Source organism: Streptomyces sp. Ru73 (genome assembly GCF_002920575.1).
Classification (GTDB): Bacteria; Actinomycetota; Actinomycetes; order Streptomycetales; family Streptomycetaceae; genus Streptomyces.
The window spans coordinates 41,043-65,297 of record NZ_PQSQ01000005.1 but is presented as its reverse complement, the minus strand read 5'-3'; the positions used below and the strand labels follow the sequence as shown (position 1 = coordinate 65,297).

Sequence of the window (24,255 nt, the reverse complement as noted above, 5' to 3'; positions counted from 1 at the left end):
ATGAGCCGCAACGCTTCGGAGCACCCGCGTCCGCGCCACCGCCGGCGCCGCGCCCTGCCCGCCGCTGCCGCCGCCCTCGCCCTCGCGACCGGCGCCGCTGCCCTCCTCACCACGCAGAGCGCGAGCGCGCGCCCCGAACACACCACGTCTTCCGCTGTCTCGCAGGAGCAGGACCGAGGCCGAGCCCCGGCGCACGGGCAAAAACACCTCACCGCGGCCGACGCCCCGGACCTCGGCCCCAACGTCGACGTCTTCGACCCCTCGATGTCCAAGGACGACATCCAGTCCCGGCTCGACGCGGTCTTCAAGGAGCAGGAGAAGAACCAGTTCGGGCAGGAACGGCACGCGCTGCTGTTCAAGCCCGGTAAGTACGACGTGGACGCCAACATCGGCTTCTACACCCAGATCGCCGGGCTCGGCATGTCGCCCGACGACACGGACATCAACGGCGATGTGCACGCCGAGGCCGACTGGTTCGACGACAACGCCACGCAGAACTTCTGGCGGGGCGCCGAGAACATGGCCGTCACCCCGGCGAACGGCACCGATCGCTGGGCCGTCTCGCAGGCCGCGCCGTTCCGCCGGATGCACGTCAAGGGCAACCTGCAGCTGGACCCGCGCAACCACGGCTGGTCCAGCGGTGGCCTGCTCGCCGACACCAGGGTCGACGGTACGGTCTCCTCCGGGTCGCAGCAGCAGTACCTGTCCCGCAACACCGAGTGGAGCGGCTGGCACGGCTCCAACTGGAACATGGTGTTCGTCGGCGCGAAGAACCCGCCGGCCGGCGACTTCCCCGACCCGCCGTACACCACGGTCGACAAGACCCCGAAGTCCCGCGAGAAGCCGTTCCTCTACGTCGACGACCAGGGCGCGTACAAGGTCTTCGTGCCCGACGTCGCCACCGGCACCCAGGGCACGACGTGGTCCGGCGGCACCCCGAAGGGCACATCCCTCCCGCTCGACGACTTCTTCATCGCCAAGCCCGGTGTGCGCGCGTCCGAGCTCAACTCCGCACTGAACCAGGGCAAACACCTGCTCTTCACGCCCGGCGTCTACCACCTGGACGACACGGTCGAGGTGACGAAGCCGGACACCGTGGTGCTCGGCCTCGGGCTCGCCACCCTCGTACCGGACGGCGGGGTCACCGCGCTCTCGGTGGCCGACGTCGACGGCGCGAAGGTCGCCGGACTGCTGATCGACGCCGGCAAGGAGAGCTCGGACCCGCTCATGGAGATGGGCCGGAAGGGCGCTTCGGCCGACCACTCCGCCGATCCGTCCTCCCTGCACGACGTGTACTTCCGCGTCGGCGGCGCAGGCGTCGGCAAGGCGGCCAAGAGCCTGGTGGTCAACAGCTCGGACGTCATCGGCGACCACACCTGGATCTGGCGGGCCGACCACGGCGACGGGGTCGGCTGGACGCAGAACACCGCGGACAACGGACTCATCGTCAACGGGGACGACGTCACGATGTACGGCCTGTTCGTCGAGCACTTCCAGAAGGACCAGGTGGTGTGGAACGGCAACGGCGGCCGGACGTACTTCTTCCAGAACGAGATGCCGTACGACCCGCCGGACCAGGCATCCTGGAGGGACGGCGACACGAAGGGCTACGCCGCGTACAAGGTGGCCGACGGGGTCACCGACCACCAGGCGTACGGGCTGGGCAGCTACTGCTACTTCAACGTCAACAAGTCGGTGGCCGCCGACCGCGCCTTCCAGGTGCCCCGCGCGGACGGCGTGCGGTTCCACCACATGGTGGGCGTCTCGCTCGGCGGCACCGGCACCATCCAGCACGTCATCAACGACCAGGGCGGCCCGGCGAACGCCGGCAACCAGGAGGCATACGTGGTGAATTACCCGTAGTCCCCTCTCTTCCCATGCACCACTTCCCGCAGCGAACGGCCGCCTCCCCCATGGGCGGCCGTTCGTGTGTCACCACCCCACCGCGGAGGCGCCGAACCCTCCGGGACACGGTGACAGAACGGTGACACACGGAGCACAACGATCCCACGGGCCGCCTTGTCTGACTGGGCAGGCGCAGCGAGCGCCGCCGATGACCAACTGGGGGAACACCATGACTCTCATCCGCCGTGCGGCCACGACCGCCGCGCTGACCGCCGTCACCGTCGGTGCGGTGACCGCCCTTGCCTCGCCGTCCTCCGCTGCGCCCCGGACGACGGCCACGGCCGCCGCGGCCCCGGCCACGGCGCAGGCGGCCTACAACGGCGTCTGCGGCAGCGGCTACAAGGTCATCGACTCGACGCCGGTCAGCGACGTCGGCACGGTGTACGTGACCTGGAACGAGTCGACGGGCAAGAACTGCGCCGTCACCATCCGGAACACGCCCGGCACGCCGGCCGTGTGGATGGCCGTCTCGCTCGCCATCGACGCCGGGCGCGGCGCGCCGTACGTGGTGGACAGCGGCCACTACACCACGTACGCCGGGCCGGTGTACCTGGACGCCCGCGGCCAGTGCATCCTGTGGAACGCCGCGATCGACGGCGTGGGCGCCAACGGCCGCGGCCACTGCGGCTGACCGGCTGCTCCGTACGAACCCAACCGCCCGTCCCGGCTCCTCGGGGCGGGCGGCTCCGTTGCGGAGGGCCACCCGACCGGCGTCGGCGGTGCCCGACCAGTACAGAGGCAATAGAGCTCTGGTGTAGCGGAGTACTGGACTACTGAGGTGCGGGAGCGCGGACAGCGCTGGAGTACCGGGCGCTCGGTCACCGAGTCACCGGGCCTCGACGCGGTCGCTCTCCCGTGCGCGTCCTCGGCCCGGAGGGCGTGTCCGACGTACATGTCCTCCGTACATGTCCTCAGCGTGGAGGCCACGTGAGCATCCAACCGACCGCGGCACGCACCGCACCCGAGGCCGTCGACGGCCACGACACGGCCGGTGCCCTGCTGGCCAGGGTGGACCGTATCCCCCTGACCCGCTTCCACCTGCGGATCGCCGGGCTGCTCGGAGTCGGCACCTTCTTCGACTCCTTCGACGCGCTGCTCCTCTCGGTCGTGCTCAGTGCCGTGCTGGCCACGCTCGGCGCACCGCTGTCGGTGGCGGGGGCGCTGATCGCCGCGGGCTATGTGGGGCAGATCATCGGTGCGCTCGTGTTCGGTGTGGTCAGCGAGCGGGTCGGCCGCAAGGCGGCCTTCGTCGCCGCTTCAGCGCTCTTCGGGCTGCTGTCCCTGTGCGCGGCGGTGGCCTGGAACGTCGAGAGCATGATGGCCTTCCGCTTCGTGCAGGGCATGGGGCTGGGTGCCGAAGTGCCTGTCGCAGCGGCGATGTTCAACGAGTTCGTGGGCGCACGCGCCCGCGGGCGGATCGTGCTCGCCTACGAGAGCCTGTTCCTGTGGGGCGTCCTCGGCGCGACGCTGCTCGGCGCGGCGTTCCTCGCGGCGTTCCCGCCCGAGACGGCCTGGCGCTCGCTGTTCGTCCTCGCGGGCGTGCCGGTGCTCACCGCGTTGTGGGCGTGGTTCCGCCTGCCCGAGTCACCGCGCCACCTCGTCCATCGTGGTGCGCTCGACCGGGCCCGTTCCGTGGTGGAGGAGATGGAGGCGAGCGCACGCGACGGGGGCCACGCCCTGGAGCCGGTGGTCCCGCCGGCCACCGCGCGGCCCGTCGTGGAGCCCCGGACGCGCTTCGGCGAGCTGTTCTCCCCCGCCTACCGTGCGCGCACCGCCGCGCTGTGGTGCGTGTGGTTCACCACCTTCCTGCCGCTCGGCGGCTTCACCACCTGGATGCCGACGCTGTTGATGCGTGTCGGCGGCCTCCCGCCGGCCCGGGCTTCGCTGCTGACCGGCGGGATCGTGGTGGGCAACCTCGCGGTGCTGTACCTGACCGCGTGGTCCCTGGACCGGCTCGGCCGCCGGTTCTGGTTCGCCGCCGGGTACGGTCTGGCGCTGTTCGGCAGCGTCGGCGGTGCGGTCGCCCTCGGTGTCCTGGGGCAGGAACGCTGGGACGTCCTGTTCGCCGCCGGTGCCCTCGTCCTGCTCGGCGTCAACATCAACGCCCCGCTGATCTACCTGTACACCGCGGAGCTGTATCCGACCCGGATGCGGGCCTGGGCGACGATGACCGGCAGCACCATGCGCAACCTCGCCTCGGTGGTCGCGCCCATCACCATCGGGCTGCTGCTCGGCGCGCGCACCGGAGTGCTGTGGAGCTTCGTACTGTCCGCCGCGGTGCTCCTGACCGGCCTGGCGGTCGTGCTGCGCTACGGCGTGGAAACCAAACAGCGTTCCCTGGAGGAACTGGCCCGCTGACCAGCCGCCGAGGAGAAGGCGGGCACGGTCTCAGTGCCGAAGTGGCCCGCCGGCTCCGCCGCGTCTCACGTCAGCTCCTTCAGGAAGTGCACGTCTTCGTGCCCGCCCGGGAGGCCCGGCAGGCGGCCGGTCTCGCGGTAACCGTGGCGGGCGTAGAAGGCCGGCGCCTGGAAGGAGTACGTGGAGACGGCCATCCGCGCACAGCCGCGGCGGCGGGCCTCGGCCTCCGCCGCCTGCAGCAAGCGGGTGCCCCAGCCGGCCTGGCGGTGGTCCTCGTGGACCCACAGCAGCTCGATGCCGCCCAGGTCGCCCCAGGTCCAGCCGGTGAGGCCGGCGATGATCCCGCCGTCCGTGTCCGTGACCCGGACGCTGAACTCCGTCTCCTCCGCCCCGCCGGTGGCGGCGTTGTTGAACGCGTCCAGTCGCTCCCCCAGCAGCTCTTCGAGGTCATTGTCGGCACCACCGGTGCGCAGGACGGGCTCCTTGTCGGTCATGCCGCCAGTGTGGACCACGGCTCGCGGCGCGGGACGACGTGGGGGGGGACGTACTGCGCCACGTCCGGCGGTGCGTACTGCGCCGCGTTTCCGTACGCACTGGGCCACGTGCCTGATCCATTCGACGGAAAAGTGCGTCCCCCTGTCATGTGAAGGCGTCATCGCGGACAGGCACCCGGACATGACTGATCAGCCGGAACCGTCGCGGTGGCCGGACCGCCCGGACCCCCCGCGTACCGACACCGAAGCGCTCACGCGGATCGTGCTGCGGCCGATCGCCAGCAGCCTGCCGCTGGGCTTCTTCGCGTTCGGCCTGGGCAGCGTGCTGCTCACCTCGGTGGAGCTGGGCTGGGTGCCGTTGGCGCAGAGCCGGCCGGTCTTCGTCCTGATGCTGCTGTTCGTCGTCCCGCTGATGCTGATCGCGGGGATCATGGCGTTCCTGGCCCGGGACGGCGGTGCGGCGACCGCGCTGCTGACGCTGGGGTTCGCCTGGGCCGGCACGGCACTGGTCATGGCGTCCGGGCAGCCGGGGCAGCCGAGTCCGGCGCTGGCCGTGTTCCTGCTGACCCTGTCGCCCTTCGTGCTCGTACTCAGCGCGGCGGCGTTCGGCGGGAAGCCGCTGTTCGGGGTGCTGCTGCTGGCCGGTGCTTCCCGGTTCGCGCTGGTCGGCTCCTACAACGCGACGGGCAACACAGCGGTGGAGACGGCCGCGGGCTGGCTGGGCGTCGTCCTCGGCGGTTTCGCGCTCTACGGCGGGCTGGCCCTCCTCCTGGAGGACACCGCCCAGCGCACCGTGCTCCCCCTCGGGCGGCGCAGCCACGCCCGGGTCTCCCTGGAAGGCGGCCTGCGCGCCCAACTCACCCACGCGCAGCACGAGGCAGGCGTCCGCCGCCAACTGTGAGCCGGGCAGGGTGGGGCCCTGCGTACTCGGCCTGTGCCATGCCCCCGCGTCGGCGGCAGCACGCCGACGCGGGGGCAGTGCGATGCGGGGAGTTGAGTGGGACCCGGCGGGGAGCGAAGGGTTTCAGTCCTGGTGCAGTTGGTTGCGGCCGGGGCCGCCGGAGAGGGTGTCGGTGCCGTTGCCGCCCCACAGGATGTCGTCACCGCTGTTGCCCCACAGCGTATCGTTGCCCTCCTCCCCGTACAGCGTGTCGTTGCCCTTGCCGCCGTAGAGGACGTCGGCGCCGCCCCTGCCGTGCAGGACGTCGTTGCCGTCGTCGCCGTGCAGGGTGTTCTCCTCATCGGTGCCGGTCAGCGAGTCGTTCCCGGCTCCGCCGAAGCAGTCCTGACCGCAGTGGGTGAGGACGTCGTTGCCCGGGCCGCCGTACGAGCCGAAGCCGAACGGACCACCGCCACCGTCCAGCCGGTCGTCACCGTCGTCGCCGTACAGCATGGCGGAAGCGGAGCCCTTGAGTACGTCGTTGCCCGGGCCCCCGTGGACCCCGGCCCACGCGTCGCTGTCCGGTTCGAGCGTCGCGGTGTCGTCCTGGTCGCCGAGGTCGATGTCATAGCTGTCGGAGTCGTCCGAGTTCACCGGTATCTCGACCGCGCAGCGCACGACGGTGCGGTCGCCTTCGGCGGGGTACGCGCACTCGTCCCATTCCGCCGCGCCCGGGTCGATGGCGATGTCGTACCGGTCGTGGAAGGTAAGGACGTAGTACGACTCGAACTCGCCGCGCTGCTCGATCTCTTCGTCGACCGTCAGCTGGTTCTGCTGGCCGGGAGCGGCCTTGTACCAGAGCTCGCCGTCCTCGTGGACAACGGTGGCCGTGGCCGCCGAGGCCGCCTGGGCGGCCGGCGCCGCGAGGGCGGCTGTGCCGAGGGTGAGCGCGAGCGTGGCGGTGGCAGCGAGGGTGCGGTAGGCGTGCATACGCGAGTGGCCCTTCGGAGTCTCAGTGTGTGGTGTGCGGTGTGCAGTGGTGCATGTGGTCACTGAGTTGGACGAAGGGCCTGATGCCGGAGTTGTGCCATGGATCATGAACAACGGCGGGCCGGGCCGTGACCGGTCCATGGCCGCGACGTGGACGGGGCGTCCCGCAGGGGGGGCGCTTGTCGGCGGTACGTTGCTCGCACAGGGGTATCAACTGGTGGACAATGTGCCGTAGTTGACCTGGGGGCCGGTGAGGACGCATGTACGAAGGCGGGATCGACACAGTCCACTTCGTTCGTCTGCGCGACGTGATACGCGTCTGCGAACTCAACGTCACCGGCCCCGAGGTGGAGGACATCCGCAACCTCTACTGCGCCGTCTCCGAGGAGGAGGCTTCCCGCATGTGGGGCGGCGACTGGGTACTGGCCAACCCCGCCGACGCCGGCCGCTGGCGGGCCGCCACGGATGCCATGATCCGCACCACCGAGCGCCTCCGGGCCGAGGAACGGGACGCCACCCGCCACCTGCGCCGTCCCTGGGGCAAGACACGCCGCGTGCTGTCGTCCGTCCGCCACGCGCACCGCAACCATGTGCTGCGCCGGGACCACGACGCCACGATGGAACGCCTGCGGACGGAGATGCTCGCCGCCTACCGCCGTTTCCGCGACCAGGCCGCCGACCTCACCGCCCACGTCAAGGCCGAGCGCGAACGGTACGCACGCGAACGGCGGCAGCACGAGGAACAGGCCCGGCGGAAGCGGGCCGCTGCCATGGCCCGTCCGCTGGACGTTCCCCGGTGGGGCTACCGCGTCGAGGAGGCCGGCAACGGCCTGAGGTACCGCCGCTTCCGGGTCACCCTGGAAACACTGGACGCCGACCGCGGCTGCCGCGGCGACACCGACGGCGGGCTCCGCGGCGGCCTCACCCCGCACGAGGTGCACGCCGCCTTCGTCGAGGAGCGCGAGCGCGATCCGTACCTCTGGCTGACCTTCGGCCTGGACACCGGGCGCGCCATGGAGGAGTGGCGGGGCAGCACCGCCGAGGCATGGCAGGAGATCACCGGCCACCTCGTCGACGAGCACCCCACCCGCCCGGAGGAGCGCGGCTCCTCCCAGCGCCATTACGGCCCGTCCAGCAACTACTTCAGCCCGGGCGGCTTCGGCTCGTACTGACCCTGTCCGGCCGGCCGTACGAGCCGAAGCCGCTGCCCGGGTACTACTTGATGTACCTGTAGCGGTAGGGCTCGAACTTCCCGTTGCCCGCGAAGTAGGGGTAGGGGACGGTGCGGTTCTTGACCCGCGGCGGGGTCTGCTCGTACGTCCAGTACCTGGTCTTGGCCGCGTTGGCCCACCCGGCGAAGATGACCACGTGCTTGCTCCTGTTGAGGAGCAGGTCGCCGATCTGGAGCTCGGCCTTGGTGATCTTCTTGGTGATGGCGGGGTCGGCCAGGCCCTGGGTGTTGCGTCCGGGCGCGGGCAGGTTCAGGGCCATGGAGACATAGCCGCTGGAGTCGGTGCGGTACCGCTTGCCCTGCGGGTCGGGGTAGGTGCGGGCCTGGCTGTAGGGCACTTGGCGATCGAACCAGAACTTCGTACGGGCCAGCACTTCGTTCCGGGTGATGCTGGTTGCCGCGGTGGGCTCGGACGTGCCGGAGGCGTCGGCAGCGTGCGCGCTGGGCGCTGTGAGCGTGGCGGCAGCAACGGCCAGCGCGGCGAGCGCGGCCGAACGGCGCGTGATCAACAAATGCTCCCTCGGTCAGTAGACACAGGACACGGGGTGGGGGCCGAAGCACGGGGGCTCGGCCCCTGGCCGAGCTTGATCCTTCCTGCCGACCGGGCGTTGCGTCAGTCGGAATTGCGTCATTCCCACCAAAGGGCGCTTTTCGGACTGGTGATCTCGTAGGCCCGTCTCGCACACCCGCGGGCTTTCGCAGGCGAAGCTACTGCGCCGCGCGGCCCGAACGGGCCGGGATCGGGGCCAGGCGCGCCGCCAGGTGGGAGTCGGTCTCAAACGACCCCGCGGCATGCGGCTGACCAGCACCGAACAGCGCCGTCCGCATCGCCCGCCTCATAGATGCAAGCTTGTATCTATGAGTGTTACCGTCGAACGGTGACCAAGAAAGCAGGGCGCGCCTCAGCCGCGCAGACGGTGTACGACATGACCAAGGAGCTGATCCTCAGCGGTGAGCTGTCCGCCGGGACGCTGATCAGCGAGGGCGAGATCGCCCAGCGTGTGCAGGTCAGCCGTACGCCGGTACGCGAGGCGTTCCTCCGGCTCGAGGCCGAGGAGCTGCTGGCCCTGCATCCCAAGCGCGGCGCCGTCGTCGTGCCCGTGCCCGCGGGCGAGGCCGCGGACGTGCTGGAGCTGCGGCAGGCACTGGAGCAGTCCGCAGCGGAGCGGATCGCCCAGGACGGCCTGGCGGCCGACGACGAGGCGCGGCTGCGCGAGCTGGTCGCCCGGCAGCGGGAACTCGCGGAGGCCGGGGACCTCAATGGGTTCGCCGCGGCCGACGAGGCGTTCCACCGGGGCATCGTCGAGGTGTCCGGGAACCGCCTCGCCAGCCGCTTCTACGCCACCCTCGGCGACCGGCAGCGGCGGATGAGCATGTCGGCGCTGCGACCCCGGCCGCAGCGGCTGCACGTACTCGCCGATGAGCACGAGACGCTGCTCACCCACCTCACCGCCGGGGAAGCCGCCGCCTTCGGGCACGCCCTGCGCGCACACCTCGCCGCGACCCACGGCTCGCCGGAACGGCCCGCCGACAAGCGCTGAACCCACCGGCGGCGAGCACTGAACTCACCGGCGGAAAGCACTGAACACCGGCGGCCGCGCCGAGCCGCCGCTCACGTACGACGCACAAGGAACCTGTCATCACCATGCTCAAAACCCAACGGGTCGCCGAGTCGCCGGCCGTCGAGCCCCGTTCGGGCTCGTGGCGTCCGGTCGCCGCAGCGATGTTCGTCTGCGGCTGGGGCGGCAACCAGTTCACTCCCCTGCTGCTGATGTACCGCCGGCTCGGCGGCTACTCGGCGATCAGCGTCGACGCCTTCCTCGGCGCCTACGTCATCGGCCTCATACCCGGGCTGCTGCTCGCCGGGCCGGTGTCCGACCGGCGCGGGCGCCGGCCGGTCCTGGTGTTCGGCACCGTGGCGTCCGCGCTCGCCAGCCTCGTGCTGAGCTTCGGCGCCGACGGCGCGTGGGCGATCTACGCCGGCCGGCTGCTCACGGGCGTCGCGGTCGGCATCGCCATGTCGGTGGGCAGCAGCTGGGTCAAGGAACTCTCCACCGGAGCGGACACCGGGCTCGCCGCGCGGCGTGCCGCGCTCTGCCAGACGGCGGGCTTCGCGCTGGGCGCCGGCGTCGCGGGCGCGCTGGCCCAGTGGGGGCCGTGGCCGATGGTGACCCCGTACGTCGTGCACATCCTCATCACCGCCGCCGTCCCCGCGCTGCTGCTGCGGGTGCCGGAGACGCGCACGCCCGCTTCCTCGGCGGCGGCGGGCTCGGATCGCGGACTGCTCCGCAGCCTGGCCGACGACCTGCGCGTCCCTCAGGCGGCACGGCGGCGCTTCCGGCTCGTGGTGGTTCCCCTCGCGCCGTGGGTCTTCGGCGCTGCGGGCCTGGCGTACGCGGTGATGCCCCAGCTGGTCGCCTCGCACGTGGGTCACTGGGAGCTGGCGTTCGCGACCGCGCTGACGGTGCTGACCCTGGGCACCGGCGCGGCCGTACAGCCGGTGGCCAAGCGGCTGCACCAGGCGGCCGGGCGGTCGAACGGCCGCGGAAACGCGCGTGCCTCCGTGGTCGCGATGACCGTGATGCTGGTCGGTGCGGTGCTGTGCGCGCTGAACGCCGCACTGGGTTCGCCGTGGCTGGCCGCAGTGGCCGCGATCGTCCTGGGCGCGGCCTATGGCATCGCAGTGGTCTCCGGGCTGCTGGAGATCCAGCGGATGGCGGGCGAAGCGGACCTGGCCGGTCTGACGGGCGTTTACTACGCGCTGGCCTACTCGGGTTTCCTCCTCCCGGCCCTGCTGGCCACGCTGTCGGACTGGCTCTCGTACCCGGTCATGCTCGGTGGCGTGGCCGTGGTGGCGCTGGCCTGCCTGACGCTCGTCCTGCGGGGCGCGCGGACGACGACACCTGCGGTGCCGACGGCGGACGAACGGCCGTCGGAGGAGCGGGCGTCGGATGAGCGGGCGTCGGACGGGCGGACGGCCGACGGGCCCGCGCCCGCCGAGGCTTCGCGCGGCTGAGGCTGCGCGGCTGAGGGGCTGAGAGACTGAAGGGCTGACGCGGGCACTCCCCCGGAACCTCACCGGTCTCCGCCGTGACTGCTCCCCTCACGGCCCGCACGGTGTATCGTCCCGGTGATCCGGGGGATGCATGCCATCTACATGCGTTCCCTCGGCGCATGGTGCGTGGGCCAACATCCCGCTCACCTGGTGCGTCTCGGCCGTGGCGCCACGGAACACCCTCTCCTGCGCGGCACCGCTTCGTTGCGCAGTCACGTTCCCGGAGGGCCCATGCACCCCGCACCGACCATCGCAGAACGGCTCGACCGACTGCCCCTCACTCGGCGCCACTGGATGGCCGTGGTCGTTGTCGGCGTCGGCATCTTCTTCGACCTGTACGAGGTGTTCCTCGCCGGTACGCTCAGTACGGCGCTCACCGAGGATTTCCACGTCACCGAGGGGCAGCTCAAGCCGATCCTCGCGTCCGCGTTCGTCGGCGCTTTCCTCGGCGCGATACTGATGACGCGGGTGGCCGACCGGCTCGGCCGCCGCCGCGCGTTCTACCTCACGCTCGGCATCTACTCCGCGTTCTCCGTCCTCGCCGCGTTCAGCGTCAACGTGGACATGCTGATCATCTGCCGCTTCCTCGCGGGTGTCGGCATCGGCGGCGAACTGCCGCTGTGCGACGCGTACCTCTCCGACCTGCTGCCCGCCCGCTGCCGCGGCCGGCTGATCGGCTGGGCGTACACCATCGGCTTCTGCGGTGTGCCCGGAGCCGGCTTCCTCGCCCTCGGGCTCGTTCCGCACACCGTGCTGGGCTTCGCGGGCTGGCGCTGGATGTTCCTGATCGGCGGCCTGGGCGCGGCCGTGTGCTGGCTGCTGCGCCGCGGGCTGCCGGAGTCGCCGCGATGGCTGGCGGCGGTGGGCCGGCACGACGAGGCCGCCGCGGTGGTCGACTGGTTCGCGGCCTCGGCGGGGCAGAGGCCGGAGCCGGTGGCGGCAGAGACGGAGAAGCAGCCGGTGCAGCACCCCCCGGCCGCCCCGGCGACCGCGCCGACGACCGCGCCGGTGAAGCCCGCTCCCATGCGCGAGCTGTTCGCGGCGCCCTGGCGCAAGCGGACCGTCATGCTGTGGGTCTTCCAGGTGCTCCAGGTGTTCGGCTACTACGGCTTCGGCACGCTGGCGCCGCTGGTCCTCGCCAGCAAGGGCTACGACATCGTGCACAGCCTGGCGTTCAGCGCGCTGACCTTCCTCGGCTATCCGCTCGGGTCGCTCTGCTCGGTCTTCGTGATCGAGCGCATGGAACGCAAGACCCTCATCAGCGCCTCGGCACTGATCATGCTCGCGTGCGGCCTCGCCTTCGGCTACTGCGACGAGCCCGCGCTCATCATCGTCTTCGGTACCTGTTACACCATCGCCAGCAACCTGTTCTCCAACGCCTTCCACGTCTACTCGGGCGAGCTGTACCCGACGACCCTGCGCGCCCGCGGTGCCGGCACGGGCTACTCGCTCAGCCGGCTGGCGACCGCCGCCATGCCGTACGTCCTGCTGCCGCTGCTCGACAGCAGCGGAGCCAACGGGGTCTTCCTGGTCATCGGCTGCGCCATGGCCGCCATCGTCCTGGACGTCAGCCTCCTCGGCCCGCGCACGACGGGCCGCGGCCTGGACGACGTGGCGGGCAGGGCCACGGACGGGGCGTCGGACTCGGTGACGGACAGCGCGACGGACTCGGTGACGGGCGGGGCAACCGACCCGGCCTCGCCGGCCCCCGGCACGGGCACGGGCCCGGACCCGGAAGCGGCAACGCACCGCCAGTAGGGGACGGGCGGGCTCGCCACCGAGTAGCTCGCCTCGCGCAACACCACGACGCGTTCCAGGGCCAGCACGCCAGCACGTCCCACTGCGGCGGCGCCTCTGCCTTCGTCCCTTCGTGGATCAGGCGGGCAGCTCGGCGAGCCAGCCCGTCAGGATGCGGTTGACTTCGGCGGGGCGTTCCTGCTGGATCCAGTGGCCGCAGCCGTCGAGGAGGTGGGAGGAGACCAGGCCCGGCAGCGTGACCGGGTACGCCTCGATCGCGTCGGCCAGCCATGTCGTGGACGCGTCCCGGTTGCCGCCGATGAAGAGCGACGGCTGGGTGATGGGCGTGCCGTCGAACGCGGCCAGGTCCTCCCAGTCCCGGTCCATGTTCCGGTAGCGGTTGAGTGCGTAGGTCATGCCGGTGCGCTCGAACTCCCCCGCGTAGAAGTCGAGGTCCCGCTCGCCCAGCCACTCGGGCAGCCGGCCGGCCGGGAATCGCTCGCGCAGCGTCCCTCCCTTGCTGGCGAAGTGGGGGTCGGGGGCGCCGGGTCCGGGCATGGTGTCGGCGGAGAACGCCGCATAGAAGCCCGCGAGCCAGCCGCGTACATCGGGTTCGATCTCGGCCTCGGCGCGGCCCGGCTCCTGGAAGTACGAGACATAGAACTCCTCGTCCCCGCCCATCTGCGTGAAGATGTCACTGGGCCGGGGGCCGCCGCGCGGGGCGTACGGAACGCTCAGCAGGCCCACCGCGCGGAAGACCTCCGGCCGCAGCAGGGCCGAGTTCGCGGCGATGGTGGCGCCCCAGTCGTGGCCGACGATCACGGCCGACTCCTCGCCGAGGGCGCGCACCACCGCGACGTTGTCCTCGACCAGGTCGAGCATCCGGTACGCGTCCGTCACGGCCGGCTTGGAGGAGCGTCCGTAACCGCGTACGTCGATGGCGACCGCGCGGTATCCCGCCGCCGCGAGCACCGGCAGCTGCGCACGCCAGGAGTACCAGCTTTCCGGAAAGCCGTGTACGAGCAGCACCAGCGGCCCGCTCCCCTGCTCCACGAGGTGGATCCGGCCTGCGGGCGAGGGGACCGACCGATGGGTGATGCCGGCTGCGGCATGCTGCGACATGCGTCTCCTCCACGACAGTTGACTGTTGGCTGGTCACTGGCCACTGGCACTGGCACTGGCACTGGTCACTGATGACCGGCGTTCCACGACCTCAACGCCGATCATGAGCGACACCCACCGAGAAGACGAGCACATTTGCCGACCCGGCAAAAAGCAGCCCTACTGCCCGTCGGCAACCGCTAGTTGTTCTTGCACTTCTTGGTGTCCTTGTTGACGTCCATGATCTCGTTGATGTGCGCGAACTTGTACTTGCCCTGGGTGTCGCCCTGGAAGGTGACGCACTTGTAGAACGGCGTCGATCCGTCGTTGTAGAACTTGAAGGCCGCGGTGACGCGCGTCCCGCCCAGGCAGTGGTTGTTGTAGTACACCGTGGTGCTCGACCAGCCGGTCTTCCAGGAGAAGTTGACCCGCGCGTTCGACTCGTTGCAGGTGATGCTGTCCTTGCCCGACTTCGGCGGAGCCTTCGCCTCCGGCGCGGCCGCGGCGGTCGGCTGGGAAGCGCCGGGCACGGCAGGAGCGGCGGGCGTCGCGGATGCCGGTGCGGAACTCAGCACGAGGCCGAGGCCGACGGCGGCGAGGATGGCCCCGGCCGAGACAAAAGTACGCATCGATTTCCCCCAAGAGGTCGCCGATCACCGCGCGAGTACGTGATCGTTTGAGACAGTCACGATCACTAAAGCCCCCGGCCTGACAAGCGTCAAGCTCCCTCCCCGGGCGACTGGCTCATCGTCGTCCCAGGTGGGAGCCGGCGCCCCGCAATGACGAGGAGAGACATGCTCACGGACTACCAGCGGCGGCTGCGCGAACGGTTCCTGTCCGTTCCCGAGACCGCTCCGCCGGCCCCCTGGCGGTCGGTCTGGGACCACCGGCAGCCCGTCGGCGGGCTGCTCGGCATCGGCTTCGCGGTGCATCCTGTCACCGGTCATGAGCTGGTCATGGTGGTCTCCTCCGACGGGCACGGCATCTTCGACGCCCTCACCGGGGAGAAGATCGCCCGCGACCGGGATCCGGACCCCGATGGCAGCACCCCGGACGCCGCGCCGGACCTGTCCTGCCCCGGCTTCGGGCCGCTCGCCGGGGCGCGCGTACCCATCGCGGGCCTCTTCGGAGGCGGCCTGCACACCACGACGTACGACGGCTGGAACGTGGAGGTGGTCAGCCCGGAGTGGCCGCACCACCGCGTCCTGCTCTCGGCAGACGGCGGAATGCCGCACGACGGGCCGCACGGCGAGGGCTGGTGGCACATCTACGATGCCCACTACTCCACGCTGCGCACCGCCGGCTTCTCCCCGTCCGGACACACCCTCGCCGTCGCCACCAGCAGCGACATCACCCTGTGGACCCGTACGCGCCTCGCCCGGCAGGGACGGTGAGATAGGCCGGAGTGCGTGCCCATGCCGTAGACAGGGGTGAAAGCAGAACAAAGGCAAGGAGGTCATGCGCTCCTTGCCACTTTCAAGATATAGCCCAGTGTGGGGCTTGCGGCAAGGCCGTGGTGATGCTGCAGAATCTCCGGCCCAGGCCAGCACCTGCGGAAATTCGATTATTCGCGAGGTGCGTGTGCTTTGGGTGTCCCGACCGCCGCAGGGCCGGGCATGGCGGCCGGCCGGAATTCCCCTCACTGAACGGGTGTCCTGATGATTGACGTGATCGTGGTCGGCGCCGGACCGACCGGGTTGATGCTGGCCAGTGAGTTGCGCCTGCACGGCGTGCGCGTACTCGTACTGGAAAGGGACCCGGAGCCGACCAGGGTCGTCCGCTCGCTCGGACTGCACGTCCGCAGTATCGAGGTGATGGACCAGCGCGGGCTTCTGGAACGATTTCTCGCGCACGGCAGGAAGCGCGCGCTCGGTGGTTATTTCGCGGGGATCGATAAACCGTGGCCCGCCCGGATGGACACGGCTCACTCGTACATCCTCGGCATTCCGCAGACGGTCACCGACCGCCTGCTGGCCGAACACGCGACGGAGGTCGGTGCCGAGATCCGGCGCGGGTGCGAGGTGGTCGGGCTGAGCCAGGACGAGGACGGGGTGACCGTCGAGCCGGCGGAGGGCGCACCGCTGCGCTCGCGCTACCTGGTCGGGTGTGACGGTGGCCGCAGTACGGTGCGCAAGCGGCTCGGTGTCGGCTTCCCCGGCGAGCCTGCCAAGAACGAGTGGCTGCTGGGTGAGGCGGAAGTGACCACGCCGCCGGAGGAGTTGGCGGCGGTGGTGGCCGAGGTCCGCACGACGTACCGCGGGTTCGGCGTCGGGCCCATCGGGGGCGGGGCGCACCGGTTCGTCGTGCCGGCCGAGGGGGTGGCCGCGGGCGAGGAGCGTACGTCACCGCCGACGTTGGACGAGGTCAGGCGGCGGCTGCGGGTGTTCGCCGGCACCGACTTCGGCGTGCACGCGCCGCGCTGGCTGTCGCGTTTCGGCGACGCCACGCGGCTGGCCGAGCGGTACCGGGTCGGGCGAGTGCTGCTGGCCGGGGACGCGGCGCACGTCCACCCGCCGCTGGGTGGGCAGGGGCTGAACCTCGGCGTCCAGGACGCGTTCAACCTGGGCTGGAAGCTGGCCGCCACGGTCAACGGCTGGGCTCCGGACGGGCTGCTGGACAGCTACCAGGTCGAACGGCAGCCGGTGGCCGACGACGTACTCAACAACACGCGTGCGCAATCGGAGTTGCTGTCCCAGGAGCCGGGCCCGCGGGCGGTGCGCCGGGTGCTGGCGGAGCTGATGGACTTCGAGGAGGTCAACCGCTACCTGATCGAGAAGATCACCGCGGTCGGCATCCGCTACGACTTCGGCGACGGCCACGAGCAGGGCCAAGGCCGAGGCCGAGGCCAACCTCACGGACTCATCGGGCGGCGGCTGCGGGACGTGCAGCTGAAGCGGACCCGCCTGTACGAGCTGATGCACAGCGGCCGCGGCCTGCTGCTCGACCAGACCGGCCGGCTCTCGACCGCCGGGTGGACGGACCGCGTCGACCATGTCACCGACGTCAGCGAGGAGTTGGACGCACCGGCCGTGCTACTGCGGCCGGACGGCCATGTGGCGTGGGTCGGCGACGATCAGGAGGATGTCGCCGACCACCTCTCGAAGTGGTTCGGCACGCCGACCAACTGAGCAAGCGCGGCGCCGAGTTACCCGACCCGCCGGGTCCGCCCAACCACCAACCGGGCGCCCCAACCTCACCCACCGGCACCGTAAATCTCCTCGCTGACCAGGCCTTCCGCCACCTGCCCTGTGCGCATGCCGCCCTCGAAGTCGTCGTTCATCTGCCTGCCCTGCCGCGCCTCCTGCAAGCAGCCGCCGCCGTCTTCGCGCTACGAGTACGAGCGGCGTTGCGCCCGGTGCGGCCGGACGCTGACGCACGTCGGCTCCGCCTTCGGGGCGCCTCGTCGGCGGGAGGCCGCTCCCGAGGGGCAGACCAACGGCGGCGTACCGCGATAGGGCTCCGCCTCATTGCCTGAGAGAGGTCAGTTGGGCCGGGCGGTGAGGTGTTTCCGTGCGGCAGCCCAGATCTGCTCGAAATCGTTCGCCGTCAGGTACTCGGGGTGGTGCCCCTCCCAGTCCGGGACCGGCGGTTCGGCGGTAAGGCCGAAGCGGCGCTCGTAAGCTGCCGGCCGGCCGGCATCGTGGGCCCGCTGCCACTCGGCGAGGGACGCGGCGACGAGCGGTGTCGCCTCCGGGCCCTGCAGTTCGACCTGGCGCTGCACCCAGCCCTGGGCGTCGACCTCGAAGTAGAACCACGTGTCCTCTTCGTCCCAGTAGCAGCGCATCCATGTTGTCGTCGTTGTCACCGGGCCATCATGCCCGCGAGTCCAGGGCGCATTCAGCGCCGCATGGCGGGTCCGGGCGCGAGGGTCGCAGCGGGAAGAGGTGTGACCGACATCACGGTGTACCCGCCCGACGTCCTCAGGTCATCATATGACCTGATCGCGCCGCCTCCTCGGGGCGGACCGCGCCCGGACAGCAGTGGATACGAGGGTGGGCATGAACGATCAGGACGGGTCGGCACGGCCGCGTGTGGGCGTGGTGGGGCTCGGGGCCATGGGGCTCGGGATGGCGCGCAGTCTGCGGGCGGCCGGGTACGACGTGGGGGTCCACGACCTGCGGCCCGACGTCGCGGCCGGCTTCGCGCGGGACGGTGGGACCGTCTTCCCCTCCCCCGGTGACCTGGCCGCCGAGGTGGACGTTCTGGTCAGCGTGGTGGTCAATGCGGAGCAGGTCGAGTCGGTGCTGTTCGGCGCCGACGGGGCGGCCGGCCGGCTGCGGCCGGGAGCCGTGTTCGTGATGTGCTCCACCGTCGACCCCGGCTGGTCCGAGGCGCTCGAAGGGCGGCTGGCCGAGCGGGGCGTGCGCTACCTGGACGCACCGATCTCGGGCGGCGCGGCGCGGGCCGCGACCGGCGAGCTCACCATGATGACGTCGGGCGCCGCCGAGGCGTACGCGGTCGCCGACCCCGTGCTGGAGGCCATGAGCAGCACCGTCTACCGCCTCGGCGACCGGGCCGGCCTCGGCTCGAAGGTCAAGGTCGTGAACCAGCTGCTCGCGGGCGTGCACATCGCGGCGGCGGCCGAGGCGATGGCGTTGGGCCTCAAGGCCGGCGTCCCGGCCGAAGCGCTCTACGAGGTCATCACGCACAGCGCCGGCAACTCCTGGATGTTCGAGAACCGGATGGCTCACGTGCTCGCCGGGGACTACACACCGCTCTCCGCCGTCGACATCTTCGTCAAGGACCTGGGCATCGTGCTCGATTCCGCCCGGCCGGAGAGGTTCCCGCTGCCCCTCGCCGCCACAGCGCATCAGATGTTCCTGCAGGCATCGGCTTCCGGGCTGGGCGGCGAGGACGACAGCGCGGTCATCAAGATCTTCCCTGGCATCGACCTGCCCGAGCCGACGGAGGCATGAGAATGGGTATCCGACTCGGCTGCATCGCCGATGACTTCACCGGCGCCACCGACCTGGCGAACAACCTCGTACGCGCGGGCATGCGCGTGGTCCAGCTGATCGACGTACCGCCGGTCGGCCCCGATCGGACAACGGCCGAAAAGGCAGCGGCCGATCGGTCAACGGCCGCTCGGACAGCGGCCGAGCAGGTGGTGGACGCGGATGCCATGAACGCGGATGCCATGAACGTGGATGCCATGGACGCGGATGCCGTGGTCATCGCGCTCAAGTCCCGTACCGTGCCGGCCGCCGAAGCCGTCGAGGCATCGCTGCGGGCACTGGACTGGCTGCGGTCGGCGGGCGCCGAGCAGATCTACTTCAAGTACTGCTCGACGTTCGACTCGACGCCGGCCGGGAACATCGGGCCGGTCACCGAGGCCCTGCTCGACGCGCTGGGCAGCGATTTCACCATCGCGACGCCGGCGTTCCCGGACAACGGGCGCACGGTCTTCAAGGGTCATCTCTTCGTCGGCGACGTGCTGTTGAGCGAGAGCGGCATGCGGGACCATCCGCTGACGCCGATGACCGACTCCAACCTGGTTTCCGTACTCGGCGCGCAGACGACGCGCGCGGTCGGGCTCATCGACCACACGGTCGTCGCGGACGGCCCCCAAGCGATCCGGGAGCGGATCGGCGCCCTGCGCGCGGAAGGCCGCGGGATGGCCGTCGTGGACGCCGTGTCCAACGACGACCTCGTACGGCTGGGCGCGGCGGTGAAGGGGATGCCGCTGGTGACCGCAGGCTCCGGGCTGGCGATCGGGCTGCCCGCGAACTGGGGGGTCAAGCCGTCCCCGGCCGCCGCGCAGCTGCCGCCGGCCGGCGGTCACGCGGCCGTCATCGCCGGGTCGGTCTCCGCCGCCACGAACCGCCAGGTCCGTGCGTTCCTGGACACCGGGCGGCCCGCGTTCAGTGTGGACCCGTTGCGCATCGCGGACGGCGAGGACGTGGCCGCTCAGGCGCTGGAGTTCGCGGCAGCGCACCTGGCCGACGGGCCGGTCCTCGTCTACTCCACCGAGGCGCCCGAGGCGGTGCGGACCGTGCAGGGCCGGCTCGGTGCCGCCGAAGCCGGTGAGCTGGTGGAACGTACTCTCGCGCGCGTCGCACGCGGACTGGTCGAGCTCGGTGTGCGCCGGCTCGTCGTCGCGGGCGGCGAGACCTCGGGCGCGGTCGTCCAGGCGCTCGGCATCACCGGGCTGCGGATCGGGCCGCAGATCGACCCCGGCGTGCCGTGGTGCGCGGCAACCCTGCCGCACAAGGACGCCTTGCGTACCGGCCGGGAGACGCCCCCTACCGGCGGGGACACCCTCGACACCGGCGGGGACACCCCCCACTCCGGCGGAGACACGCTTCACATCGCTCTGAAGTCGGGCAACTTCGGTGGGCCGGACTTCTTCACCGCATCGTTCGCCTGCCTGGACCGGGAGACCTCGTGACCCAGTTTCCGTACGCCACCGCCGACGAGGCGCGGGGCGAGATCGTCCGGGTGGGGACGAGCCTGTTCGCGCGGGGGTACGTCCACGCCAGCGCCGGCAACATCAGCGCGAAGGTGGCCGACGGGTACCTGATCACACCCACCGACGCCGCGCTGGGCTTCCTCGAACCCCGGCGTCTGGCGCTGGTCGACGCCGGTGGTGAGCAGCTCGCCGGCGACCGGGCCAGCAAGACGCTGACGCTCCACCGGCGCATCTACGACGCCGACCCCACGGCGCGGTTCGTCCTGCACACCCACTCCACGCACCTGGTCGCGCTGACGCTGGCCGGGGTGTGGCGTCCGGACGACGTGCTGCCGCCCCTCACCCCGTACTACGTGATGAAGGTCGGGCACGTGCCGCTCATCCCCTACCACCGGCCCGGCGACCCGCGCGTGGCCGATCTGGTGGCCGACCGGATCGCCGACCGCGCCGCGAGCGGCACACCGATCAGGGCCGTCCTGCTCGACCGGCTGGGGCCGGTCGTCTGGGGGCCCGATGCGGCCGCCGCCCTCGCCGTCCTCGAAGAACTCGAGGAGACGGCGCGCCTCTGGCTCACCACCGGCCGGCGCCCCGACCCCCTTCCCGCCGACGCGATCGACGAACTGAGGTCCGCGTTCGGCGCGGCGTGGTGACGCGCTCTCCCGCCGAAGAACTTCCCAGGTGGCGGCAGGCGCTCTCCTCAGGCCCCCGCACACCAAAGCCCCCGGCACACCCCCTCTACAGCTTTGCGCAACCCCCCACTGACCCCCGTCAGAGAATCCCTGAGCCGCAGAAGGATTCGTCATGTCGCTTCCCGCCGCCCCCACGGGCGAGGCCGCCGGCCTCGCCCGTGAGAACGCCGTCTTCCGCAAGGTCATCAGACGCCTCGTCCCCTTCCTCGTCCTCTGTTACGTCGTCTCCTACCTCGACCGGGTCAACGTCGGCTTCGCGAAGCTGCAGATGTCCGACGATCTCGGGTTCAGCGAGGCGGCCTACGGCCTCGGTGCCGGCCTGTTCTTCATCGGGTACTTCCTCTTCGAGGTGCCCTCCAACCTGCTGCTGCAGCGGGTCGGTGCCCGTACCTGGATCGCCCGGATCATGATCACGTGGGGGCTGGTCTCGGCGGCGTTCATGTTCGTCACCAACGAGGTGACGTTCTACGTGCTGAGGTTCCTGCTCGGTGCCGCGGAGGCGGGCTTCTACCCGGGCGTGATCCTGTACTGCACCTACTGGTTCCCCTCGCACCGCCGCGCCCGGGTGATCGCGCTGTTCATGTCCGCCATCCCGGTGGCCGGCATCTTCGGCAACCCCCTCTCCGGCTGGATCATGGACACGTTCCACGGCGTCAACGACTGGCAGGGCTGGCAGTGGCTGTTCCTGCTCGAAGGGCTGCCCGCCGTCGCCGTCGGTGTGGCCACGCTGTTCTACCTCGACAACAGTGTGCGCAGCGCCAAGTGGCTCACCGACGAGGAGAAGGCCGTCGTGGAGCGCGCGCTGGAGGACGACGCTGCGCACCACACCGTGCACGGCCGGGTCTGGGACGCCTTCCGCGAGCCGAAGGTGTGGCTGATGTGCCTCATCTACTTCTGCTTCGTGATGGGGCAGTACGCGCTGACGTTCTGGATGCCGACGTTCGTCCAGTCCACCGGCATCAAGGGCAACTTCGCGATCGGTGCGCTCAGCGCCGTGCCGTACCTGGCCGCGCTCGTCGCGATGAACCTGTTCGGCGCTTCGGCCGACAAGCGCCGCGAGCGCCGCTGGCACCTGGTCGTCCCGTCCCTCATGGGCGCCGTCGGATTCTCGCTGGCCGCCGGCTGGGCCGGGTCGACCGTGCTGTCCCTGATCGCGCTGTCCTTCGCCGCGGCCGGGGTGCTGACCTGCGCGCCGCTGTTCTGGTCGCTGCCCACCGCGTTCCTGGGCGGCACCGCGGCGGCGGCCGGGCTCGCCGTGATCAACTCGGTCGGCAACCTGGCCGGCTTCGTCAGCCCGTACATGATCGGCGCGCTCAAGGACGCCACCGGCTCGGCGTCGATCCCGATGTACGTCCTGGCGCTCAGCCTCGTCGTCGGCGCCGCCGCGGTGCTCCTCACCAAGAAGCAGGTCGTCAACCGCTGAAGCCGGCGAAACCACTCAAGCCGCGGAAGGCGCTGAAGCCGCGGAAATCACCGACCGCATCCGCGCCGCGCCGCGCCGCCCGGAAGAATCCGGTACGGAGCCCGTCCGTTACCGGTCCGAACGCAGGAGCCACCATGCCAAGGTTCGCCGCGAACCTCTCCATGATGTACACCGAACACGATTTCCTCGACCGCTTCGCCGCCGCCGCGGCGGACGGCTTCGAGGGCGTCGAGTACCTCTTCCCGTACGACTACGAGGCCGCCGCGCTGCGCCGGCGGCTCGACGACCACGGCCTGCTGCAGGTGCTCTTCAACGCGCCGCCGGGCGCGTGGGACGCGGGCGAGCGCGGGACCGCCTCGCTGCCCGGGCGCGAGGCGGAGACGCGGTCGGGGATCGACCGCGCCCTGGAGTACGCGGCGGCGCTGGGCTGCCCGCGCGTGCACGTCATGGCCGGGCTGGTGAGCCCGGACGCGGCGCCCGCCGAGCGGGACGCGCAGCACGCGACGTACCTGACCAACCTCGCCTGGGCCGCGGAGCGCGCGGCGGCAGTGGATGTCGACGTGCTCATCGAACCGATCAACCAGCGCGACATGCCGGGGTACTTCCTGCGCACGCAGGCGCAGGCCCACGCGGTCGTACAGGAGGTGGGCGCGCCGAACCTGAAGGTGCAGCTGGACCTGTACCACTGTCAGATCGTCGAGGGCGACCTCACCACGACGCTGCGCCGTGACCTGCCGACCGGCCGGGTCGGCCATCTGCAGATCGCGGGCGTGCCCGACCGGCACGAGCCGGACCTCGGCGAACTCGACGTCCGGCACCTCTTCGGCGTCGTCGACGAGGTGGGGTTCGACGGCTGGGTCGGCTGCGAGTACCGCCCGCGTGCCGGCACGACCGAGGGTCTGGGCTGGCTCAAGGACTACCGAGGAGAGAAGGCATGAGGATCGTCATCACGGGTGGCTTCGGCTTCCTGGGCCGGCAGGTGGCCGGCGCGCTGCTGGAGGCGCGTACGTTCGCCGGTGTGCCCGTCGACCGGCTGGTACTCGCCGACCGGTTCGTGCCGTCCGGGGCCCCGGAGGCGGCCGATCCGCTCGTGGACGTCGTGCAGGGCGACCTGACCGACCGCCTCGGTGAGCTGTTCGCGGAGCCGGTGGACGTCGTGATCCACCTCGCGTCCGCGGTGTCGGCCGAGTGCGAGGCCGACTTCGACCTCGGCATGAGCGCGAACGTGGACACCACGCGTGCGCTGCTCGAAGCCGCCAGGGCGCAGTCGGCCGGCGGCGGGCCCACGCCGCGGATCGTGTTCTCCAGCAGCGTCGCGATCTACGGTTCCGACCCCGCGCTGCCGCTGCCGCCGGTGGTCAGCGAGGCGACCCTGCCCACGCCCCGGTCGAGTTACGGGGTGCAGAAGTTCGTCTGCGAGCAGCTGGTCGGCGAGTACACGCGCCGTGGATACCTCGACGGGCGCGTGGCCCGGCTGATGACGGTTTCGGTGCGGCCCGGCAAGCCGAACGCGGCCGCCTCCGGCTTCCTCTCCGGCATCGTCCGCGAGCCGCTCGCGGGCCTCCCGGCGACCTGCCCGGTCGATCCCGGGCTGCGGGTGGCGCTGGCCTCGCCGCGGCGTACGGTCGAGGGCATCCTGCGGGTCGCCGAGGCCGAGCGCGGCACCGGGCCCGGGCAGCTCGACGGGCGGCTGCCCGTCAACCTGCCGGCGCTCACGGTCACGGTCGCCGAGATGCTGGACACACTGCGGAAGGTGGCCGGTGACGCCGTCGCCGACCTGGTGACGGTGGCGCCTGACCCGGCCGTCGAGGCCATCGTGGGGTCCTGGCCGGCGCGCTTCGACAACGCCCGCGCGACCGCGCTCGGGCTGGCGCCCGACCCGGACTTCGAGACGGTGGTGCGGGACTACCTCCGCGACCACGCCGACGCCGTGGTGGCCGTCGATGCCGCGCAGGTGGCGGCGGGCCCGCGCCCGTAGACTGA

General features: G+C 71.1%; 22 protein-coding genes. 16 read left to right on the top strand and 6 right to left on the bottom strand.

The annotated features are described in order from the left end of the window. From C3486_RS03725 to C3486_RS03715, 3 genes are all read left to right on the top strand, one after another. Window positions 1–1,863: a coagulation factor 5/8 type domain-containing protein gene (locus C3486_RS03725; protein ID WP_181138430.1), complete on the top strand. Its 1,863-nt coding sequence runs from the start codon at window positions 1–3 to the stop codon at window positions 1,861–1,863. A 211-nt stretch (window positions 1,864–2,074) separates the two neighbouring features. Next, entirely contained in the window at window positions 2,075–2,536 is a 462-nt protein-coding gene (locus C3486_RS03720) for a spore-associated protein A (RefSeq protein WP_258052572.1), read from the top strand. A gap of 296 nt (window positions 2,537–2,832) precedes the next feature. Continuing rightward, window positions 2,833–4,263 carry an MFS transporter gene (locus C3486_RS03715; protein WP_181138429.1) on the top strand — a complete coding sequence of 477 codons (1,431 nt, stop codon included), beginning with the start codon at window positions 2,833–2,835 and terminating at the stop codon, window positions 4,261–4,263. Window positions 4,264–4,328: 65 nt separating this feature from the next. On the opposite strand, the gene C3486_RS03710 is transcribed toward C3486_RS03715, so the two are convergent. After that, entirely contained in the window at window positions 4,329–4,757 is a 429-nt protein-coding gene (locus C3486_RS03710; protein ID WP_103831086.1) for a GNAT family N-acetyltransferase, read from the bottom strand. Between the two features lie 181 nt (window positions 4,758–4,938). Here C3486_RS03710 and C3486_RS03705 point away from each other — a divergent pair, with 181 nt between their 5' ends. After that, window positions 4,939–5,658 carry an acetate uptake transporter family protein gene (locus tag C3486_RS03705; RefSeq protein WP_103831085.1) on the top strand — a complete coding sequence of 240 codons (720 nt, stop codon included), beginning with the start codon at window positions 4,939–4,941 and terminating at the stop codon, window positions 5,656–5,658. Between the two features lie 123 nt (window positions 5,659–5,781). Here C3486_RS03705 and C3486_RS03700 read toward each other — a convergent pair whose 3' ends face one another. Continuing rightward, window positions 5,782–6,627, bottom strand: a complete 846-nt coding sequence (locus tag C3486_RS03700; RefSeq protein WP_103831084.1) for a calcium-binding protein — start codon at window positions 6,625–6,627, stop codon at window positions 5,782–5,784. Window positions 6,628–6,887: 260 nt separating this feature from the next. On the opposite strand from C3486_RS03700, the gene C3486_RS03695 reads away from it, so the two are divergent. Beyond that, entirely contained in the window at window positions 6,888–7,799 is a 912-nt protein-coding gene (locus C3486_RS03695) for a hypothetical protein (RefSeq protein ID WP_103831083.1), read from the top strand. A 43-nt stretch (window positions 7,800–7,842) separates the two neighbouring features. Here the strand turns inward: C3486_RS03695 and C3486_RS03690 are convergent, their stop codons facing one another. Continuing rightward, window positions 7,843–8,367 carry a hypothetical protein gene (locus tag C3486_RS03690; protein ID WP_103831082.1) on the bottom strand — a complete coding sequence of 175 codons (525 nt, stop codon included), beginning with the start codon at window positions 8,365–8,367 and terminating at the stop codon, window positions 7,843–7,845. A gap of 369 nt (window positions 8,368–8,736) precedes the next feature. Between C3486_RS03690 and C3486_RS03685 the strand changes: the two genes are divergently transcribed. The 3 genes from C3486_RS03685 to C3486_RS03675 all read left to right on the top strand — a co-directional run bounded on the left by C3486_RS03685 (window position 8,737) and on the right by C3486_RS03675 (window position 12,671). After that, window positions 8,737–9,399 carry a GntR family transcriptional regulator gene (locus tag C3486_RS03685; RefSeq protein ID WP_219822180.1) on the top strand — a complete coding sequence of 221 codons (663 nt, stop codon included), beginning with the start codon at window positions 8,737–8,739 and terminating at the stop codon, window positions 9,397–9,399. A 104-nt stretch (window positions 9,400–9,503) separates the two neighbouring features. Next, on the top strand, window positions 9,504–10,874 hold the full coding sequence (locus C3486_RS03680; RefSeq protein WP_103831080.1) for an MFS transporter: 1,371 nt from the start codon (window positions 9,504–9,506) through the stop codon (window positions 10,872–10,874). A gap of 270 nt (window positions 10,875–11,144) precedes the next feature. Continuing rightward, the gene (locus tag C3486_RS03675) at window positions 11,145–12,671 is read left to right on the top strand and encodes an MFS transporter (protein ID WP_103831079.1); all 1,527 of its coding nucleotides are present in this window, start codon (window positions 11,145–11,147) and stop codon (window positions 12,669–12,671) included. A 117-nt stretch (window positions 12,672–12,788) separates the two neighbouring features. Here the strand turns inward: C3486_RS03675 and C3486_RS03670 are convergent, their stop codons facing one another. Then, window positions 12,789–13,772: an alpha/beta fold hydrolase gene (locus C3486_RS03670; protein WP_103831078.1), complete on the bottom strand. Its 984-nt coding sequence runs from the start codon at window positions 13,770–13,772 to the stop codon at window positions 12,789–12,791. Between the two features lie 179 nt (window positions 13,773–13,951). Continuing rightward, the gene (locus C3486_RS03665; RefSeq protein ID WP_103831077.1) at window positions 13,952–14,380 is read right to left on the bottom strand and encodes a hypothetical protein; all 429 of its coding nucleotides are present in this window, start codon (window positions 14,378–14,380) and stop codon (window positions 13,952–13,954) included. Between the two features lie 165 nt (window positions 14,381–14,545). On the opposite strand from C3486_RS03665, the gene C3486_RS03660 reads away from it, so the two are divergent. Together C3486_RS03660 and rox are read left to right on the top strand one after the other, a co-directional pair. Beyond that, window positions 14,546–15,145, top strand: a complete 600-nt coding sequence (locus C3486_RS03660; protein ID WP_103831076.1) for a hypothetical protein — start codon at window positions 14,546–14,548, stop codon at window positions 15,143–15,145. Window positions 15,146–15,409: 264 nt separating this feature from the next. Continuing rightward, a complete protein-coding gene (rox, locus tag C3486_RS03655) occupies window positions 15,410–16,879 on the top strand; it encodes a rifampin monooxygenase (RefSeq protein WP_103831075.1) in 1,470 nt (489 codons plus the stop codon). Between the two features lie 353 nt (window positions 16,880–17,232). Here the strand turns inward: rox and C3486_RS03650 are convergent, their stop codons facing one another. Continuing rightward, entirely contained in the window at window positions 17,233–17,535 is a 303-nt protein-coding gene (locus tag C3486_RS03650; protein ID WP_103831074.1) for a hypothetical protein, read from the bottom strand. 214 nt (window positions 17,536–17,749) lie between these two features. Between C3486_RS03650 and ltnD the strand changes: the two genes are divergently transcribed. The 6 genes from ltnD (at window position 17,750) to denD (ending at window position 24,250) form a co-directional block, all read left to right on the top strand. After that, the gene (gene ltnD, locus C3486_RS03645) at window positions 17,750–18,667 is read left to right on the top strand and encodes an L-threonate dehydrogenase (RefSeq protein ID WP_103831073.1); all 918 of its coding nucleotides are present in this window, start codon (window positions 17,750–17,752) and stop codon (window positions 18,665–18,667) included. Between the two features lie 2 nt (window positions 18,668–18,669). Further along, window positions 18,670–20,139, top strand: a complete 1,470-nt coding sequence (gene otnK, locus C3486_RS03640; protein WP_103831072.1) for a 3-oxo-tetronate kinase — start codon at window positions 18,670–18,672, stop codon at window positions 20,137–20,139. Further along, window positions 20,136–20,810, top strand: a complete 675-nt coding sequence (locus C3486_RS03635; RefSeq protein WP_103831071.1) for an aldolase — start codon at window positions 20,136–20,138, stop codon at window positions 20,808–20,810. The genes otnK and C3486_RS03635 overlap by 4 nt, the downstream gene beginning before the upstream one ends. 151 nt (window positions 20,811–20,961) lie before the next feature. After that, a complete protein-coding gene (locus tag C3486_RS03630) occupies window positions 20,962–22,272 on the top strand; it encodes an MFS transporter (protein ID WP_103831070.1) in 1,311 nt (436 codons plus the stop codon). A 134-nt stretch (window positions 22,273–22,406) separates the two neighbouring features. Then, the gene (gene otnI / locus C3486_RS03625; RefSeq protein ID WP_103831069.1) at window positions 22,407–23,210 is read left to right on the top strand and encodes a 2-oxo-tetronate isomerase; all 804 of its coding nucleotides are present in this window, start codon (window positions 22,407–22,409) and stop codon (window positions 23,208–23,210) included. Beyond that, on the top strand, window positions 23,207–24,250 hold the full coding sequence (gene denD / locus C3486_RS03620; RefSeq protein ID WP_103831068.1) for a D-erythronate dehydrogenase: 1,044 nt from the start codon (window positions 23,207–23,209) through the stop codon (window positions 24,248–24,250). Before otnI ends, denD begins: the two co-directional genes overlap by 4 nt. Window positions 24,251–24,255: the final 5 nt, after the last annotated feature.

Coding starts and splice junctions, on each gene's coding strand:
- C3486_RS03725 (WP_181138430.1), top strand. CDS start 1: ATGAGCCGCAACGCTTCGGAGCACCCGCGTCCGCGCCACCGCCGGCGC.
- C3486_RS03720 (WP_258052572.1), top strand. CDS start 2,075: ATGACTCTCATCCGCCGTGCGGCCACGACCGCCGCGCTGACCGCCGTC.
- C3486_RS03710 (WP_103831086.1), bottom strand. CDS start 4,757: ATGACCGACAAGGAGCCCGTCCTGCGCACCGGTGGTGCCGACAATGAC.
- C3486_RS03705 (WP_103831085.1), top strand. CDS start 4,939: ATGACTGATCAGCCGGAACCGTCGCGGTGGCCGGACCGCCCGGACCCC.
- C3486_RS03700 (WP_103831084.1), bottom strand. CDS start 6,627: ATGCACGCCTACCGCACCCTCGCTGCCACCGCCACGCTCGCGCTCACC.
- C3486_RS03695 (WP_103831083.1), top strand. CDS start 6,888: ATGTACGAAGGCGGGATCGACACAGTCCACTTCGTTCGTCTGCGCGAC.
- C3486_RS03680 (WP_103831080.1), top strand. CDS start 9,504: ATGCTCAAAACCCAACGGGTCGCCGAGTCGCCGGCCGTCGAGCCCCGT.
- C3486_RS03675 (WP_103831079.1), top strand. CDS start 11,145: ATGCACCCCGCACCGACCATCGCAGAACGGCTCGACCGACTGCCCCTC.
- C3486_RS03670 (WP_103831078.1), bottom strand. CDS start 13,772: ATGTCGCAGCATGCCGCAGCCGGCATCACCCATCGGTCGGTCCCCTCG.
- C3486_RS03665 (WP_103831077.1), bottom strand. CDS start 14,380: ATGCGTACTTTTGTCTCGGCCGGGGCCATCCTCGCCGCCGTCGGCCTC.
- C3486_RS03660 (WP_103831076.1), top strand. CDS start 14,546: ATGCTCACGGACTACCAGCGGCGGCTGCGCGAACGGTTCCTGTCCGTT.
- rox (WP_103831075.1), top strand. CDS start 15,410: ATGATTGACGTGATCGTGGTCGGCGCCGGACCGACCGGGTTGATGCTG.
- C3486_RS03650 (WP_103831074.1), bottom strand. CDS start 17,535: ATGCGCTGCTACTGGGACGAAGAGGACACGTGGTTCTACTTCGAGGTC.
- ltnD (WP_103831073.1), top strand. CDS start 17,750: ATGAACGATCAGGACGGGTCGGCACGGCCGCGTGTGGGCGTGGTGGGG.
- otnK (WP_103831072.1), top strand. CDS start 18,670: ATGGGTATCCGACTCGGCTGCATCGCCGATGACTTCACCGGCGCCACC.
- C3486_RS03630 (WP_103831070.1), top strand. CDS start 20,962: ATGTCGCTTCCCGCCGCCCCCACGGGCGAGGCCGCCGGCCTCGCCCGT.
- otnI (WP_103831069.1), top strand. CDS start 22,407: ATGCCAAGGTTCGCCGCGAACCTCTCCATGATGTACACCGAACACGAT.
- denD (WP_103831068.1), top strand. CDS start 23,207: ATGAGGATCGTCATCACGGGTGGCTTCGGCTTCCTGGGCCGGCAGGTG.